Annotated in this window: 15 protein-coding genes and 1 tRNA gene; 10 read left to right on the top strand and 6 right to left on the bottom strand. The window is 62.7% G+C overall.

Annotation, left to right across the window (positions count from 1 at the left end; all coding sequences use genetic code 11):
* The 5 genes from C8348_RS22325 to lipB all read right to left on the bottom strand — a co-directional run.
* On the bottom strand, nt 1-252 hold a 252-nt coding region (locus C8348_RS22325), incomplete at its 3' end, for a hypothetical protein (RefSeq protein WP_208983847.1).
* Nucleotides 253-379: 127 nt separating this feature from the next.
* Complete coding sequence (locus tag C8348_RS21325) at nt 380-2,344, bottom strand: methyl-accepting chemotaxis protein (RefSeq protein ID WP_106755330.1); 1,965 nt, start codon at nt 2,342-2,344, stop codon at nt 380-382.
* 241 nt (nt 2,345-2,585) lie between these two features.
* Nucleotides 2,586-3,227 (bottom strand): hypothetical protein, encoded by a 642-nt coding sequence (locus C8348_RS21320; protein WP_106755329.1) that lies wholly within the window; start codon nt 3,225-3,227, stop codon nt 2,586-2,588.
* A gap of 183 nt (nt 3,228-3,410) precedes the next feature.
* A complete protein-coding gene (locus C8348_RS21315; RefSeq protein WP_208983846.1) occupies nt 3,411-5,426 on the bottom strand; it encodes a bifunctional metallophosphatase/5'-nucleotidase in 2,016 nt (671 codons plus the stop codon).
* 203 nt (nt 5,427-5,629) lie between these two features.
* Nucleotides 5,630-6,343 carry a lipoyl(octanoyl) transferase LipB gene (gene lipB / locus C8348_RS21310; RefSeq protein ID WP_106755328.1) on the bottom strand — a complete coding sequence of 238 codons (714 nt, stop codon included), beginning with the start codon at nt 6,341-6,343 and terminating at the stop codon, nt 5,630-5,632.
* Between the two features lie 128 nt (nt 6,344-6,471).
* On the opposite strand from lipB, the gene C8348_RS21305 reads away from it, so the two are divergent.
* The 10 genes from C8348_RS21305 (at nt 6,472) to C8348_RS21260 (ending at nt 14,489) form a co-directional block, all read left to right on the top strand.
* The gene (locus tag C8348_RS21305) at nt 6,472-6,738 is read left to right on the top strand and encodes a FliM/FliN family flagellar motor switch protein (protein WP_106755327.1); all 267 of its coding nucleotides are present in this window, start codon (nt 6,472-6,474) and stop codon (nt 6,736-6,738) included.
* A gap of 197 nt (nt 6,739-6,935) precedes the next feature.
* Nucleotides 6,936-7,020 (top strand) — tRNA-Leu (locus tag C8348_RS21300).
* Between the two features lie 126 nt (nt 7,021-7,146).
* Nucleotides 7,147-7,470, top strand: a complete 324-nt coding sequence (locus tag C8348_RS21295) for a YARHG domain-containing protein (RefSeq protein WP_106755326.1) — start codon at nt 7,147-7,149, stop codon at nt 7,468-7,470.
* 148 nt (nt 7,471-7,618) lie between these two features.
* Nucleotides 7,619-9,034, top strand: a complete 1,416-nt coding sequence (gene mgtE, locus C8348_RS21290) for a magnesium transporter (protein ID WP_106755325.1) — start codon at nt 7,619-7,621, stop codon at nt 9,032-9,034.
* A 581-nt stretch (nt 9,035-9,615) separates the two neighbouring features.
* Complete coding sequence (locus tag C8348_RS21285; RefSeq protein WP_106755324.1) at nt 9,616-10,026, top strand: MerR family transcriptional regulator; 411 nt, start codon at nt 9,616-9,618, stop codon at nt 10,024-10,026.
* Nucleotides 10,023-10,493, top strand: coding sequence for a PaaI family thioesterase (locus tag C8348_RS21280; protein WP_106755323.1), 471 nt, complete (start codon nt 10,023-10,025; stop codon nt 10,491-10,493). Before C8348_RS21285 ends, C8348_RS21280 begins: the two co-directional genes overlap by 4 nt.
* A 51-nt stretch (nt 10,494-10,544) precedes the next feature.
* A complete protein-coding gene (locus C8348_RS21275) occupies nt 10,545-11,717 on the top strand; it encodes an isovaleryl-CoA dehydrogenase (protein ID WP_106755322.1) in 1,173 nt (390 codons plus the stop codon).
* A 143-nt stretch (nt 11,718-11,860) separates the two neighbouring features.
* Nucleotides 11,861-12,343 carry a DUF2867 domain-containing protein gene (locus C8348_RS21270; protein WP_106755321.1) on the top strand — a complete coding sequence of 161 codons (483 nt, stop codon included), beginning with the start codon at nt 11,861-11,863 and terminating at the stop codon, nt 12,341-12,343.
* Between the two features lie 124 nt (nt 12,344-12,467).
* Entirely contained in the window at nt 12,468-13,679 is a 1,212-nt protein-coding gene (locus C8348_RS21265; RefSeq protein WP_157950501.1) for a GGDEF domain-containing protein, read from the top strand.
* Nucleotides 13,680-13,874: 195 nt separating this feature from the next.
* On the top strand, nt 13,875-14,489 hold the full coding sequence (locus C8348_RS21260; RefSeq protein ID WP_106755319.1) for an ATP-dependent Clp protease proteolytic subunit: 615 nt from the start codon (nt 13,875-13,877) through the stop codon (nt 14,487-14,489).
* A gap of 121 nt (nt 14,490-14,610) precedes the next feature.
* Here C8348_RS21260 and C8348_RS21255 read toward each other — a convergent pair whose 3' ends face one another.
* Entirely contained in the window at nt 14,611-14,988 is a 378-nt protein-coding gene (locus C8348_RS21255; protein ID WP_157950500.1) for a globin family protein, read from the bottom strand.
* Nucleotides 14,989-15,096 lie beyond the last annotated feature (108 nt).

Raw genomic sequence — 15,096 nt, 5'->3', positions numbered from 1 at the left:
TACATCCTGCTGCGCATCGTCCATGCCACCCAGCGCGCAATCCCTCAGCCCCGCGCCTTTGCCCGCCTCCTGCGCCTCAACATCATGCACAAACGGCCAATCGACCACCTCAGCAAAGCCCCGCCAAGGCCGCCAAATGACACAAGGCAGATGCAACTCCCAGGCCTCCAAACTTAAACCGGACAGCAGTGCCTTGTGCGGGGATCTGCCATTCACGTTTGGGGCGGCCCGAGAGGCTTCAGCAGACGTCAAGCCTGTATGGATCCCCGCACAAGGCGGGGATGACGGCCAGTGGGGGGGCGCAGGAAGCCTGCCCCTCCAGACACAAAAACGGCGGCCATAGGGGCCGCCGTTTCTCGTTTCAAAGCCTCAGATGCGGTCAGGCGGCGCGGATTTCGCCGAAGAAGGCATCGATGCGCTGGCGCAGGTTGTCGGTCTGCTGGGTCAGCTGGGTTGCGACCGAGAGCAGGGTCTGGGCGCTGTCACCGGTCTCGTTGGCCCCGCGCGACACGCCGGTGAGGGTTTCGGAGACGTTCTGGGTGCCGGTGGCCACCTCATGCACCGAGCGGGAGATCTCGGTGGTGGCGCCGCTCTGCTGGGTGACGGCGGCGGAGATTTCGGTCGAGATGTAGTTCATCTGGCCGATGACCTCGCCGATGCTCTGGATCGCCACGGCTGCCTGGTTGGAGACGGCCTGCATCGCCTGGATCTGGGTGGCGATTTCTTCCGTGGCTGAAGCCGTCTGGTTGGCGAGCGACTTCACTTCGCTGGCGACGACCGCAAAGCCCTTGCCGGCATCGCCCGCCCGCGCTGCCTCGATCGTGGCGTTGAGGGCGAGGAGGTTGGTCTGGGCGGCGATGTCGCTGATCAGCTTGACGATCTGGCTGATCTTCTCGGTCGTCTGGACGAGGCTCTGCACCGTGGCGTTGGTTTCGTCGGCAGCGGAGGATGCCTTGGAGGCAATCTGGTTCGAATGCTCGACGCGGCGGGCGATCTCGGCGATGGAGGAGGTGAGTTCCTCCGATGCTGCTGCCACCGAACGGACGTTGGCGGCCGCTTCCTCGGAAGCAGCCGCGGCGTGGTTGGCGCCTTCCGAGCTGGCGACAGAGGTCTGGCTGAGCTGCCGGGCGGTGGAGACCACATCCTGGGTTGCGCCGGTCACGGTGCTGAGCGAGCCGCTGACATCCTGGGCAAAGTGATTGATGAGCCGGTCGACGGCTTCGGCGCGGCGCTGCTTGGCCGCTTCCTCAAGCCGCTGTTCTTCCTGCAGCCGTTCGCGTTCGATGGCATTGTCCTTGAACACCTGCACGGCCTTCGCGATTGCGCCGATCTCGTCCTTGCGATCAAGGCCCGGGATGCCGGCGGAAAGATCGCCATTGGCGATGCGGCTCATGGCCGAGGTGATCGAGGCCAGCGGGCGGGCCAGCAGGCGCTGGAACAGGGTACCGAGAATGCCAAGCATGATGACGATTGCGGCAATCACGGCAATGATAGCCGACTGCCGGAACTCGGCCACCTCGGCATAGGCAACCGCCTCGTCGATGGACATGCCGACATACCAATCGACGCCGGGCAGGCCGGAGATCGGAACGAACGAGAGGATGCGAGTGCCATCCGGGCTGTCCACCGTTTGCAGCCGGTCGGTCATGGCCACCTGAGTGCCGGCGAAAAGCTCGGAGAGGCTCTTGCCGACAGCGTCGCGGGTCGGGTGGATCAGGACCTTGCCGTCCTTGTTGGCAATGAACAGGTAGCCGAGATCGCCAAGATCAGACTCCTTCAGCATCGTCTCGATGGTCTCGATGGAGAAGTCCGAGCCGATCACACCTGCGATCTGGCCGTCCAGCTTGCGCGGTGCAGCCACTGTCACGGTCAGGGAGCCGGAAGATGCATCCAGATAGGGCTCCGTGATGGTCAGGCCGTTCTGGGCGACCGCATCCTTGTACCAGGGGCGCACGCGCGGATCATAGCCGGCTGGCATGTCAGCGAGCGGAAACAGCAGGAATGCCCCCTCCGACGTGCCGAAATACGTCATGGCGAAGTTCTGCGTCAGTGCCGGCTTGTTGAAGTCGTCATTGGTGATCTCGGCATTGGGCCGGTTGCCGAGGGTTTCGACAGTGAGTGCCGTCAGCGCCAGGCGACCTGACAGCCAGTTCGACACGCTGCGCGACATGGCCTTGCTGATGAGGCCGAGGTTCTGTTCGACGCGCGTTTCGACCTGACCGCGCTGGACGCTGTCGTTGTAAAGGGCGAAGCCTGCAAAAATCAGGACGATGACAGCCGTGGCAGCGGCCAGGATCTTGGTGATCAGGCTGCGCCCTGACAACGTGGAGGCGGATGCAGACATTGGTGGCTCCGAGGCAATACTGTGCCGCAAGGGCACTTCGTGTCCGAAGCTAGGCTTTATTCGTGATTAAAGTATTTATTAGGTCGAAACTGGGGTGAGTTACGGACTTGCCGTAGTGAGGTTTTCGGAATGCTGGCGCGGATATTGTCAATATGACCTAGAGTAGATAAAATCCAGGGATGTAAATACAGCATCCTGTAACTCTTAGGGGGTGCGCTGCGATCTGGCGGGCGAGGGCCGGTCAGGCTTCGCTTTCGGCGCTGCGGTCGCGAATGGCGCGGGCACGCTTGGCCAGCGCATTCATGCCGCCATCGTCCGGCTCGTCGCTGACGCTTTTGCGAGACTTGATGGTCTTGCCCTGCTCCGGGGCCGGGGCGATCTCGTTGAAACGTGCCGAACGGGGCAGTTCGAACTTCTCGCGCAGCTGAGCGGCAATATTTTCAGCAACGCCGCCAGTCTCATAACTGGCAAAGGTCAGCGGCACGCGCCGGCCCGCGACGATCATCACCGGCCGCTGCCAGACCTTCTTCGACATGAAATTGTGCAATATTCCGGCCCGTTCCAGCACGACATTTTCCAGATGCGACAGTTGCAGCCGCTCGCTGCCCATCAGCCGGCCACCGGGCGTGCGATGTTCTAAGAGCAGCCGGTCGTTGGTCTTGTCGAAGATAACCTTGGTACGGGCGCATTGCCGGTGCAGGCGCAGGATCACCACGCCGGCGATGACGGCGACCAAGAGGGCCGGCCAGAAACTATCGGCAACCAGGCTGCCGACGACGCAGGCGATGCCGCCAATCCCGATGATGAAGCTGCCGACGCGGGTTTGCGCCTTGTCGTCATGAATGTACTCGATGCGAGTTGGTGTCGGATTGACCAGATCCATGCCCCTGCCATCCCTGAACGTCCGGCCGCTTTGGCCCCGGTTTCGGCCCGCGCGGCCGTTTGCACCGGTATTAGTGACGAGGAAGCTTGCGGCAGGCTTGTGCCTTGGTGCAGTGCGGGGAGGGGAGAGGGAGAGGGATCAGCCAGGGGCAGGGCCCCTGGCTGCAGGTCAGTTGCGCGGAAATCAGCCGGTGATGAGGCGGCCGTCGAGACGGGCACCGGTTTCGGCGGTGATTACCTTCAGGTCGCGGATATGGGCGATGATCTCGTTGCGATAGACAAGACCGGTGTGGTCATAGTCCAGCTTGCGCAGGTCCATGCTGGCGATGTCGCCGGCAACGCCGCCCGAGATCGGCTTGCCGTTCCACGCTTCCCCGAAGGCGCCCAGCGACACATAGGTGTTGAAGGCGACCTTGAACGTCTTGTCGAGGACGGTGTCGATCGGTGCTCCGGCGATGGTGATGTCGACGGCGCGAGCTTCGGCTGCCGAGGCGCCGAAATCGACCTTGTAGCGCAGGGCGCTGGAGAAATGCAGCAGGCCGCGCGACACGAACTGCGTCAGGTCGAGCGTGCCGGAGGCAAGCTCTTCCGGACGGACAAAGCGCTTGGCGTTGTTGTCCAGCATGTCGCGGATCTGGGCACCGGTCATGGTGGCGACATGCACGTTGTCGGCATAAGGCATGACATCATACCAGGCCTTGAACGTCAGTGCGCCCTTGCCGATGCCGGTCTGCAGGCCGGTGGCGTTGAACAGGGCGATGTCGATCTGGCCACCGGGGAAGGTTGCCGAACGTTCAACCAGCGCATCATTCATGAAGTTGGCGATGGCCACCTCGCGAATGTAGCGGTCGGCGATGGTGCGCTCGGTGGAGACCAGTTCGTCATCGGCGACCTGGCCGATTTCCTCGGCAAGCTTGGACTCCAGCGCCTTCAGCAGCGGCGCAATCGTCTCGGCTTCGAAGGTTGCGTCAAAGTCGCCATCATGTTCGAGGCTGGCGTAGGTCGGGTCGTCTGCCTTGACGCGGTCATCGCGGTTTTTCACCGGATGCAGGCTGACGGACGAGAACCAGGCCTTGCGGCCGTTCTCGGCGGCAATCGACATGGCGATGTCGCCGAGATACTTGCCGTTGGCTTCGGCCTGGGTGATCAGCACGCCGTCGACGACATTGTCTGCGTCGATGCCATCGCTGTTGAGCTTGGTGTGCGAATGGCCGCCGAGCAGGACGATCGGCTTGTCAGTCAGCGGACCGGCAGCGGCTGCAATGTCGAGGTCGCCTTCACCGATCATGCGGGCTGCACCCGCCTTGCCCGAGCGATGCGAGCCGGAACCGAAGCCGCAATGCGACAGGATGACGACGACATCGCAGACTTCTGCCACGGCTGGCAGCACGTTGCGGATGGCTTCGACCGGGCTGGCGACAGCCAGCTTCGGGTCGGACGGCTGACCGACGCGGGTGTCGACGGCGGTGGTCAGGCCGATGAAGCCGATGCGCAGGCCCTTGGCCTCGGCGATGGCGGCGCAGACATAATCCTCGTCACGTGCCATGAAGGCCGAGCCATGCACGTTGGCGGAGAGGACCGGGAAGGTGGCATCCCGCTTCAGGCCCATGCGCAGCAGTTCCGCACCCCGGTCAAACTCGTGGTTGCCGAGGACGGCAATGTCGAGACCGGCGGCGGAATAGGCGCGGTAGGCCGGATCGGTGACGAATTCTTCCGGCGACCAGCCGACGAGTTCATCAAAAACCGAGCCGGTGTGGTCATCGCCGACGGAGACGAACAGCACGACTTCCTTGTCGCCGGCCGCCGCGCGGGTCTGGCGCAGCTTCTGCACCATCTGCGACAGGCGATGGGTGTCGCCCTTTTTGGCGTGCTGGTCGGTGAGGTGGTTGTGCATGTCATTGAAATGCATCAGGCGCAACACGCGACGGTCGCCGGGGGCGAGCGCCGGAGCGGGGACCGGATTGCCTTCGGCGGTGACGATGCGGGAAACCGGACCGGCCAGCGGATCCCCCTTCAGCAGGAACAGGCGCTCGAAGGCGCCATTCGGGTTCGGCGTTGCCGGGGACATCAGCAGTTCGCCCGGACCAGCGGCGGCATTGGCGCGGAACACGATCATCGGGGAGAGGGCTGCAACACCGGCAGCCACGGTGGTCGACTTGAGAAAGTCGCGGCGGCTCATGTTGCTCTTGGGCGTCGACATGAGGGTAGCTCCTTGGCTTTTTGCTCACGGAATAGTGAGCGCTGCAGAGCTAAGCGGAGCGGATAACAGTTTTGTGACAGTTTTGAGTGAGTGGTGTAACAGGTATACTCTCTGGGCCTGAATATAAATTCGTTCGATGGAATTGACGCAAAGTCAAATTCAATTGCCGGATCAGTTGGATACATAAGGACTGGTTTGTAAGTTCATTCACTTACAAGTCTGGTCTCTCCAAATACATCCTCGAACTGTTGTCTGAGGATTATGTCAACTTCAGGTAGCGTGATCGGGATGCCGAGGTCGACAAGGCTGGTGACGCCGTGCGCTTCGACGCCGCACGGCACGATGCCCGAGAAATGCTCCAGATCCGGGTCGACGTTGAGGCTGATACCGTGGAAGGTGACCCACTTGCGCACACGGATGCCGATGGCGGCGATCTTGTCTTCCCGGTCTGCGCCCTTGTCCGGGCGGCGGACCCAGACGCCGACCCGGTCCTCCCGGCGTTCACCGCGGACATGGTGCTGCCACAGGGTGCCGATGACCCAGGCTTCCAATGCAGAGACAAAGGCGCGGACATCCGGCTGGCGCCGTTTCAGGTCGAGCATGACATAGGCCACGCGCTGACCCGGACCGTGATACGTGTATTGTCCCCCGCGTCCGGCCGCAAAGACCGGGAAGCGGTCCGGTGTCAGCAGATCCTCGGTCTTGGCGCTGGTGCCGGCCGTGTAGAGTGGCGGGTGTTCCAGCAGCCACACCAGTTCCGGCGCTGTTCCCTCCGCGATGGCCGCGACGCGTGATTCCATGACGGCCAGGGCATCTTCATAGGCGACCGGTGCGTCGGAGATCAGCCAGTCGACTGGCGCTGAACCGTCGAGTGGCTGAAAATCGGGGACGAGGGCTTCGCGGGTGGCTGTCGGCATGGCGCTGGGGCTGCTTTGCGATGGCTTTGATGCCGGGTTTGGCGGTACAGTCCGTGTCAGGACCTTGCCGAACTGGTCAATGGCGGCCAAGGTCCTGAGGCGTCGTTACATACAGGCGGACAGGCGTGATGGCCACCTTTGATGATATCAGCATCGATATATCGGTCGTTCTCGGCAGGACGACAATGCCGGTACACCAGTTGCTGCGCATGGGGCGCGGTGCTGTGATCGATCTGGACGTCGCTGAAGAAGATGACGTCAGCATCTATGCCAACAAGACGCTTGTGGCAAAGGGGCAAGTCGTTTTGCTCGGCGACAAGATCGGTGTTTCCATCACGGAAGTGCTGCTGCGTGCGCCCGAGGTTCGCCCGATGCGGACCGACGGGCCGCTGTGATCGGCTGAGGTCGGTGGTTGAATGGTTGTTGCAGGCGCGGGTTTCCGCGCCTTTTTTGTTGTGCCACATGAAGTTACCCACAGGCTGGGTGGGCGTGGAGCGATTTGTCGGCAAAGGGTGAGAAGGCCCTTGCGCGGCAAAAACCGATTTGCTACATGGAGCGCCTCGACGCTGAGAGGCGCCGGGAACAAGAAAATGCGGTCGTGGCGGAATTGGTAGACGCGCAGCGTTGAGGTCGCTGTGGGGCAACCCGTGGAAGTTCGAGTCTTCTCGACCGCACCATTTTCTTGATGAAAAGGCTCTTGCCGATACCTCCTTGCGAGGTGCCTGCAAGGGCCTTTTTCATTTGTGCTCGGGGCGTGGCCGGCCGGTGCTGCGCTTGTCTACCTGGCAAAGGGGACTGCTGCCATGCGCGGTCGGATCAAGAGCTGCCTCTCGCTTGCATTTTTGGGCCTTTGCCTTGCCGGCTTCACCTCGCCTGAACAGCAGCGCAACATCGGCCGGCCCGAGCAGGAGCTGCAGCAGATGACCTGCAGCCAGCTCTGGTATCTTGGCGAAAAGATCCGCGCCGATGGCGGGGTCTGTCCGCGCGATGACCGGGCCCGGCAGGCGTTCTTCCGCAACCGGACCTGTGTGTCACAGGACGAGCGGGTGCTGGTCGGGGAGGTCAAGGCCTATCTTGCGGCGCTCCGCGGGATCGCCACTGCCAAGGGATGTCCGGATGTGCCGTGAGGCGGGCGTACGGCTGTCTTTCAGGCTGCGCGCACAGCAGTGAATCCGTCCCTGATTTCAATAGCCAAAGCAGCAGGTCGCGGGTAGTTGTGAGCGTGCCTGTGCACGGCTGGCGCAGGACTTCCGAGTGATCCGGCAGGAGGGGCAAATGGCCGAACCCGAACTTCGCGACGAGGCCGTTGATGCGGCTGCCGAGATCCCCGTTCATGACGACGCGGGCTGGCTGACCGATGCCTTTATCTCAGCCGTCCATGCGGCCGTCGAGGCCGGCGACCGCGACGAGGTGCGCCGCCTGGCCGGCGACATGCACGAGGCCGACATGGCCGATCTCGTGGATGCGCTGCCGGCGAGCGACCGGGCGGCCTTCGTGCAGCTCATGGGCGACCTGTTCGACTATGCGGCCCTCACCGAAATGGACGAGGCGGTGCGTGTCCGCCTGCTCGAGGACCTGCCGACGGCGGACATCGCCGAGGGCCTTGGCGAACTCGATTCCGACGACGCCGTCTACATTCTGGAGGACCTCGACGAGGAGGACCAGGCTGCCATTCTGGACGAGCTGCCACTGTCGGAACGCGCGCAGCTCGAGCGGGCGCTGGACTACCCGGAAGACTCCGCCGGCCGCCGCATGCAGACCGATTTCATCGCCGTGCCGCCATTCTGGACGGTGGGGCAGGCGATTGACTATCTGCGCGAGGACAAGGATCTCCCCGATACCTTCTACGAGCTCTATGTGGTCGACCCCGGCTTCCGGCTGGTCGGCTCCGTGGCGCTCGACCGGATCCTGCGCACCCAGCGGGCTGAGAAAATCGCCTCGATTATGGAGGAAGATCCGCATTCCGTCCCGGTGAAGGAAGACCAGGAAGAGGTCGCCCGCCTGTTCGAGCGCTACAACCTTGTCTCCACCGCCGTTGTCGATGACAGCAACCGTCTCGTCGGTGTCCTGACTGTCGATGACATCGTTGACGTCATCCAGGAAGAGGCCGACGAGGACATGAAGGCGCTGGCCGGTGTCGGCGATGAAGAAATCTCCGACAGCGTGCTGACCATTGCCCGCTCGCGCATTGTCTGGCTGCTGTTCAACCTGGGCACCGGGCTTCTGTCCGCCACGGTGATCTCGCAGTTCGAGGGCACCATCGAGGCGATGGTCGCGCTCGCCGTGCTGATGCCGATCGTCGCCTCGCTTGGCGGCAACGCCGGCACCCAGACGATGACCATTGCCGTGCGTGCCATCGCGACCGAGGAACTGGACACGCGCAACATCTGGCGGGTCCTGCGCCGCGAGGTGATGGTGAGTTTCCTCAACGGCTCGCTGCTTGCCTGCCTGATCGGGGCCACGGCGGGGCTCTGGTTCCTCAGCCACGGGCTTGGAATCGTCATTGCCTCGGCGATCATCATCAACATGTTCTGCGCTGGGTTGGCAGGTTTGATGATCCCCATGACCCTGCACCGCTTCAGGATCGATCCGGCCATTGCGTCGAGTGTTTTCGTGACCATGGTCACCGACGTCATCGGCTTCTTCGCCTTCCTCGGCATCGCCGCGCTCTGGTTCCGATTGCCGATGTGAGGGCAAGGGCGGCTGCCTATCGTCCCCGCTGCATCCCTTCAGCAGCAGACACGCTGTTTTCACTTTCCATTGTCGTCATGCCATGGCTCGGCCATGGCATCCATGCCGTTGCCTTACCGTGCGGGCACAGCCTGACGATGGCGTCCTTCTCTGAGGCTGGCCGTGAGGTGAGGTCACGGCATGGATGCCATGATCAAGTCATGGCATGACGAATACGGTTAGGTTTTTTGTGCGGTGCGGGCAGGTGCTTGGCGGAACGGCCTCGCAGCGGTCCTTCAGCACCAGACGTTCCATCATCGCCCTCCCTTGTCGTCATGCCATGGCAGGGCCATGGCATCCATGCTGTTGCCTTACCGTGCGGGCACAGCATGGCGAGGGCGTCCTTCTCTGAGGCTGGTCGTGAGGTGAGGTCACGGCATGGATGCCATGATCAAGTCATGGCATGACGAAGGTGATTGATGTGTGCCGTGTGGTGAGTCCGGGGAAGAGAAGGATCCGTTCAAATAATTGAAAAATAACAAAAATATCAAGGTAATTGACTTTGACGTAAAAGTCAGAGGATGATGCCCGCGGAGGGGATGATGCAGCAGCGGCTTTACACCATCACACAGCTGACCCAGGAGTTCGGGATCACCACCCGGACGCTGCGCTTCTATGAGGCGCAAGGGCTGATCACGCCGCAGCGGCGCGGACGGCAGCGGCTGTACCGGCCGGCCGACCGGACCCGTCTGAAGCTGATCCTGCGCGGCAAGCGGCTTGGCTTTGCCCTCTCCGAAATCCGCGAAATCATCGACATGTACGGCAAGGCCCCGGGCGAGGCGGGTCAATTGCGCCTCTTGATGGACAAGATCGCGCTGCGCCGGGCCGAACTTCTGGACAAGCTGAAGGACATCGAGATGTCGTTGGCCGATCTGGACGAGGTTGAAGCCGGCTGCCGGGCGCGCATGGAGGCGCTGGGCGTCGCGCACGAGGCAGGAGAGGAGGGCGCATGACAACAGCGTTGCAAACCGGTGCCAGTGGCTTTCAACCCCGCGATCCCGACTGGGAGGCGCGCGTGCGCGCGAGTTTCGCCCGTCAGCCCTACATGACGCATCTGGGCGCCGCGATCAGCCATCTGGCACCGGGCGAGATGGACCTGACGCTGCCCTTCGCGCCGCATCTGACCCAGCAGCACGGTTTCTTCCACGCCGGATCGACGACATCCATCGCCGACAGCGCCGCCGGCTACGCCGCCCTGTCGCTGTTTCCCAAGGGCACCGGCGTGCTCTCGACCGAATTCAAGATCAACCTGCTCAATCCGGGCCGGGGCCGGGCGCTGGTGGCGCGGGGCCGCGTGATCAAGCCGGGTCGGATGCTGACCATCTGCAAGGCCGATGTCTACGGTCTCCTGGACGAGGGCGAGGTGCATGTCGCCACCGGCCTGTTCTCGATGATCTGCATGGAGGGCATGGAGGACTGAGGTCCGGTGCCCAACAATTCAACTCATGTGAAAGTAAACGGGAGGAACGCCATGATCCGCAATGACATTCCGGGGTTCAACTTCAATCTTGGCGAGACTGCCGACATGCTGCGCGACAGCGTGCGTGGCTTCTCGCAGGACCGTATCGCGCCGCTTGCCAACCGGATCGACCGCGAGGACTGGTTCCCGCGCGAACTGTGGCCTGAAATGGGCGCGCTGGGCCTGCATGGCATCACCGTCGAGGAAGAATGGGGCGGGGCTGGCCTTGGCTATCTCGAGCACTGCATCGCCATGGAAGAAGTCAGCCGCGCTTCGGGCTCCATCGGCCTGTCCTACGGCGCGCATTCGAACCTTTGCGTCAACCAGCTGCGCCGCTGGGGCAATGACGACCAGAAGCAGCGCTATCTTGGCAAGCTGATCTCCGGCGAGCATGTCGGCGCGCTTGCCATGTCCGAGCCGGGTGCCGGTTCCGACGTGGTGTCGATGAAGCTGCGGGCGGACAAGAAGGGCGACCGCTATGTTCTCAATGGCAGCAAGATGTGGATCACCAACGGTCCCTGCGCCGACACGCTGATCGTCTATGCCAAGACCGATCCGGCTGCCGGATCACGCGGTATCACCGCGTTCCTGATCGAGAAGGATTTCAAGGGCTTCTCGGTCGCCCAGAAGCTCGACAAGCTCGGCATGCGCGGCTCGGAAACCGGCGAACTGGTGTTCGAGGATTGCGAGGTGCCGGAGGAAAACGTGCTCGCTGAAATCGGCAAGGGCGTGAATGTGCTCATGTCCGGCCTCGACTACGAGCGCGCGGTGCTGGCCGCCGGCTGCGTCGGCCTGATGCAGGCCGCCATGGACGTGGTCATGCCCTACATCCACGAGCGCGAGCAGTTCGGCCAGCCGATCGGCACGTTCCAGCTCGTGCAGGGCAAGGTTGCCGACATGTATGTGTCGATGAACGCCACCCGCGCCTATGTCTATGCGGTGGCGCAGGCCTGTGACCGCGGCGAGACCACCCGCGAGGACGCCGCCGGTGCAATCCTCTATGCCGCCGAGACGGCAACGAAGGTGGCGCTCGACGCCATTCAGCTGCTGGGTGGCAACGGCTACATCAACGACTATCCAACCGGCCGGCTGCTGCGCGATGCCAAGCTCTACGAGATCGGCGCCGGCACCAGCGAAATCCGCCGCATGCTGATCGGCCGCGAGCTGTTCAACAAGACGAAGTAGGATTGGCTGGTCGGTACTGCCGCGCAGCGGGAGCGCGGCAGAACCGGGTTGCGTCGATGCGTCCGGGCGCGGTGGCACCTGGCACCTGCTAACTTGCCAAACAAGTCGGCCCGCTGCGGGCCGACTTGCAAAGCGAGTAAACCATGTCCGAGACTGCCGTCCCTTTCCTGATTGCCCCGCGCCAGACCCTCGACTTTTTTGATGAACGCGGCACGGAAACCGGCAGGGTGGTCACGGCTCTGGAAGGCTGGAACCTGATGCGGTCAAAGGACATGCCGTTGTTCGAGCTGTCGATGCGGCTGCGGGATCTTTTCTCGGCACCCTTTGGCGTTGAACCGATCTCTGGCAAGAAAAGTGCAAGATGGCAGACCGTTGGGGCCGGGCAGACGCTTGATTTCTTTCATGTTGATCACATCAGTGACCACGATCTGGTGCTCACCGTCCGCGACAGACATCTGGATGTCATGACCTGGTTGTCGGTGCGCGGGAAGCTCTACACCGTAACCAGTTCGGTGAAGGTGCATAATCTGTTTGGCAAGCTCTATATGGCGCCTGTGGCCACGGCGCACAAAATCATCGTGGCTACGTATCTGCGGCGGCTCCGCCGTTTGACTGCGACCGATTAGTGGATCTCCGCACGGCAGATTTAACGAGCCTGTAAAGACTCCCGGTCTAAGATCCGCGCCATCAAATCAGGCAGGCCCCTTTTGGTGGCAGGTCTGGCCCCCGGCGTTCATCGGGATGTGTCCTATGGTTCTCGACAGTCTGACCATTTTGTTTGCGCTGGCTCCGCTCAGCCTGATGGTCGGTGTCGTTCTGTATCTCGTGTGGCTGCGCCAGCGCGCGGAGCCCGGGCTCCGGCTTTGGGCGTTGAGCCTGATGTTGCGGGTTCCGGCGTTTCTCCTGCTGTCGGCCCGGGGGCAGATCCCGGATGTCTGGTCGATTGCGGTTGCCAACGGGATCCTGCTCGTCGGTGTCGGCCTCGGTGTCAAGGCAACCCGGAGTTTTGGCCGTCGGGCAACCCCGATGGTCGCTGTTCTCCTGCCCTGCACAATCTGGGGCGTCTTGTGTTTCATTCCTGGCATCTACGACAATGACCAGAACCGCCTGATCGCCGTCACGCTGTTGCAGGCAACCTGCAGCGGCATCATCGCCTTCGAATTCACCCGCAGCGTTGTCGGCGGCCGCAAGGTCTGCCTCGCTCTTGCCGGCCTGATCGGCGCCATGACCCTGGTCCAGCTTGTGCGGGCTGGCATTGCTGCAATGTCCTCCGAACCGATTGTGCTGGCGGCCAACAATGCGCCGCTGGCTGCGACCATTTATCTGCAACTGATCGCCGTGTTTCTGGGGGGGCTTTTCGCGGCCACGATATTCCTGGACGCCCAGTTGAAGGATCTGCGTCGGCAGGCGAGCGAGGACAGTCTGACCGGAGCCTTGAACAGGGAGGCGTTTCAGTCGCGCAGTGAAGCGGCTCTTGTGCAGGCGCATCAGGACGGCGCTGAGGCGGTTCTGCTTGCCATTGACCTGGATCGGTTCAAGGCCCTGAACGACATCTTCGGCCATGGTGAGGGAGACCGGGTGCTGGCCCTGTTTGGCGAACGCCTGCGCGGCCTGCTGCCGGAGGGGGCCTTGTTTGGCCGCATCGGCGGCGATGAGTTTGCGGTGCTGGTCGTCGGGGAAGCAACGCGGCAGGCGACCGGCATGGCGGCAAAGATCTGTGGCCTGTTGGGACGCAGCATCCGGGAGCCCGAGCATCGCGGGACGCGGGTGGTGACGGCCAGTGTCGGGCTGGCGCGGGCTGAAGCTGGGGAAAGCCTGGCCATGCTGATGGCCCGTGCGGATGCTGCGCTCTATGACGCCAAGAGGGACGGTCGTGGCCGGGTCAGCATCGCGGAGGTGCAAACGTCGCGTGGCGACGTGATTATCGGCGATTTTGGCAATCTCCAATCATTGCCTGGCTGACCTTTTCCGGCGTCTTCAGGGGGCAAGGGTGCGATTGGGGCTTGCCGAATGTCCCGGCGTTGCCCAGTTGATAACCCTTGCCGGATAAAACTGGCTTTCCGTGTTTGCGGCGCGCGAGCGCTTCGCATAAGTATGGGCCAGAAGGAACTGCGTCGGCCTGAGCCGGCGAGAAGTCACAAGGGAGCTTCCCAGCGCATGAGCCATCTCAACATGTCGGTGCCCGCTCGCCTCGAGGATGACGAGGAAGAGAAGACCAAGACGCCGCAGTCGATCCCCGTCGACAAGCATCTGTTTGACGCCCGGACCGTGCTGATCACCGGGCCGATCACCCAGGAACTGGCGCGTGACGTCTGCTCGCGCCTGTTGGCGCTGGCGCAGGTCTCGAGTGATCCGATCACCGTGATCGTGTCCTCCCCGGGCGGTCACGTCGAATCTGGTGACATGATCCATGACACCATCCGTTTCATCCGTCCGGATGTGCGCATTCTCGGCATGGGCTGGGTCGCGAGCGCCGGTGCGCTGATCTATGTGTCGGTGCCGAAGGAACTGCGTTTCTGCACCCCGAACACCCGCTTCCTGCTGCATCAACCGTCCGGTGGTGCCGGTGGCATGGCAACCGACATCGAGATCCAGGCCCGCGAGATCCTCAAGATGCGCGACCGCCTGAACAAGATCTTCGCTGATGCGACCGGTCAGCCGATCGAGCGTATCGAAAAAGACACCGACCGTGACTACTGGATGAGCCCGGAAGAGGGTATCGAATATGGCCTCGTCGGCAAGATCGTCGCCAACGTGGACGACATGAAGTAAGCGACAACTGCTATCGTGATCGGGAAAAGCCCCGCAACCGGTCCTGGTTGCGGGGCTTTTGTCTGTCGGGATTGATGTCCTGGCGCATGCTGGTACCTCGTGCCTGCAATGTGCCGTTGCGTTAGCCGAAACGCGGCTGCAGTGAGGCCACGGGCGCTGCCGACAGTGCGACCGGATGAGGGCCGCGCACGGCATGGCAGCGGATCTGTTCGAGCGTTCGGCGCACATCGTGGTCGAGCGGCCGGGTCCGCGGCGAGCGGATCAGGTTGCGGGCCAGTGCGTCGACGAGCCGGTCAAAACCGGCATGATCGCGGCAGACGGACCCAAGCGTCTGGTGCAGCGCCGGCCCCTCATAGACCGGCGCACCGCCGAACAGGAACACCAGGAATTCGGTGAAGTCCTCGGCTGTGCCGGGCAGGGTCGTCTCCGAGCCGGCGAGGGCCGCGCTGACGGCGTTCAGGATGGCAGTCCGGCCGCCGAGTTCCAGATAAAGTGTCATGATCATATGCCCCGATGCGAGAATCCTGTCTCCACATCGCGACAGTGGAACGGAACGCGGTCAGGACATGTGATCTGGGTCACGACTTGCCGCAATCCGCCAGCTTGT

This window comes from Pannonibacter carbonis, assembly GCF_003012935.1.
GTDB lineage: Bacteria > Pseudomonadota > Alphaproteobacteria > Rhizobiales > Stappiaceae > Pannonibacter > Pannonibacter carbonis.
This window is presented reverse-complemented; position numbering and strand designations above follow the sequence as displayed.

What these genes read in the sequence shown, in the direction of transcription:
- C8348_RS21325 (WP_106755330.1), bottom strand. Translation starts at nt 2,344, where the DNA reads ATGTCTGCATCCGCCTCCACGTTGTCAGGGCGCAGCCTGATCACCAAG.
- C8348_RS21320 (WP_106755329.1), bottom strand. Translation starts at nt 3,227, where the DNA reads ATGGATCTGGTCAATCCGACACCAACTCGCATCGAGTACATTCATGAC.
- C8348_RS21315 (WP_208983846.1), bottom strand. Translation starts at nt 5,426, where the DNA reads ATGTCGACGCCCAAGAGCAACATGAGCCGCCGCGACTTTCTCAAGTCG.
- lipB (WP_106755328.1), bottom strand. Translation starts at nt 6,343, where the DNA reads ATGCCGACAGCCACCCGCGAAGCCCTCGTCCCCGATTTTCAGCCACTC.
- C8348_RS21305 (WP_106755327.1), top strand. Translation starts at nt 6,472, where the DNA reads ATGGCCACCTTTGATGATATCAGCATCGATATATCGGTCGTTCTCGGC.
- C8348_RS21295 (WP_106755326.1), top strand. Translation starts at nt 7,147, where the DNA reads ATGCGCGGTCGGATCAAGAGCTGCCTCTCGCTTGCATTTTTGGGCCTT.
- mgtE (WP_106755325.1), top strand. Translation starts at nt 7,619, where the DNA reads ATGGCCGAACCCGAACTTCGCGACGAGGCCGTTGATGCGGCTGCCGAG.
- C8348_RS21285 (WP_106755324.1), top strand. Translation starts at nt 9,616, where the DNA reads ATGCAGCAGCGGCTTTACACCATCACACAGCTGACCCAGGAGTTCGGG.
- C8348_RS21280 (WP_106755323.1), top strand. Translation starts at nt 10,023, where the DNA reads ATGACAACAGCGTTGCAAACCGGTGCCAGTGGCTTTCAACCCCGCGAT.
- C8348_RS21275 (WP_106755322.1), top strand. Translation starts at nt 10,545, where the DNA reads ATGATCCGCAATGACATTCCGGGGTTCAACTTCAATCTTGGCGAGACT.
- C8348_RS21270 (WP_106755321.1), top strand. Translation starts at nt 11,861, where the DNA reads ATGTCCGAGACTGCCGTCCCTTTCCTGATTGCCCCGCGCCAGACCCTC.
- C8348_RS21265 (WP_157950501.1), top strand. Translation starts at nt 12,468, where the DNA reads ATGGTTCTCGACAGTCTGACCATTTTGTTTGCGCTGGCTCCGCTCAGC.
- C8348_RS21260 (WP_106755319.1), top strand. Translation starts at nt 13,875, where the DNA reads ATGAGCCATCTCAACATGTCGGTGCCCGCTCGCCTCGAGGATGACGAG.
- C8348_RS21255 (WP_157950500.1), bottom strand. Translation starts at nt 14,988, where the DNA reads ATGACACTTTATCTGGAACTCGGCGGCCGGACTGCCATCCTGAACGCC.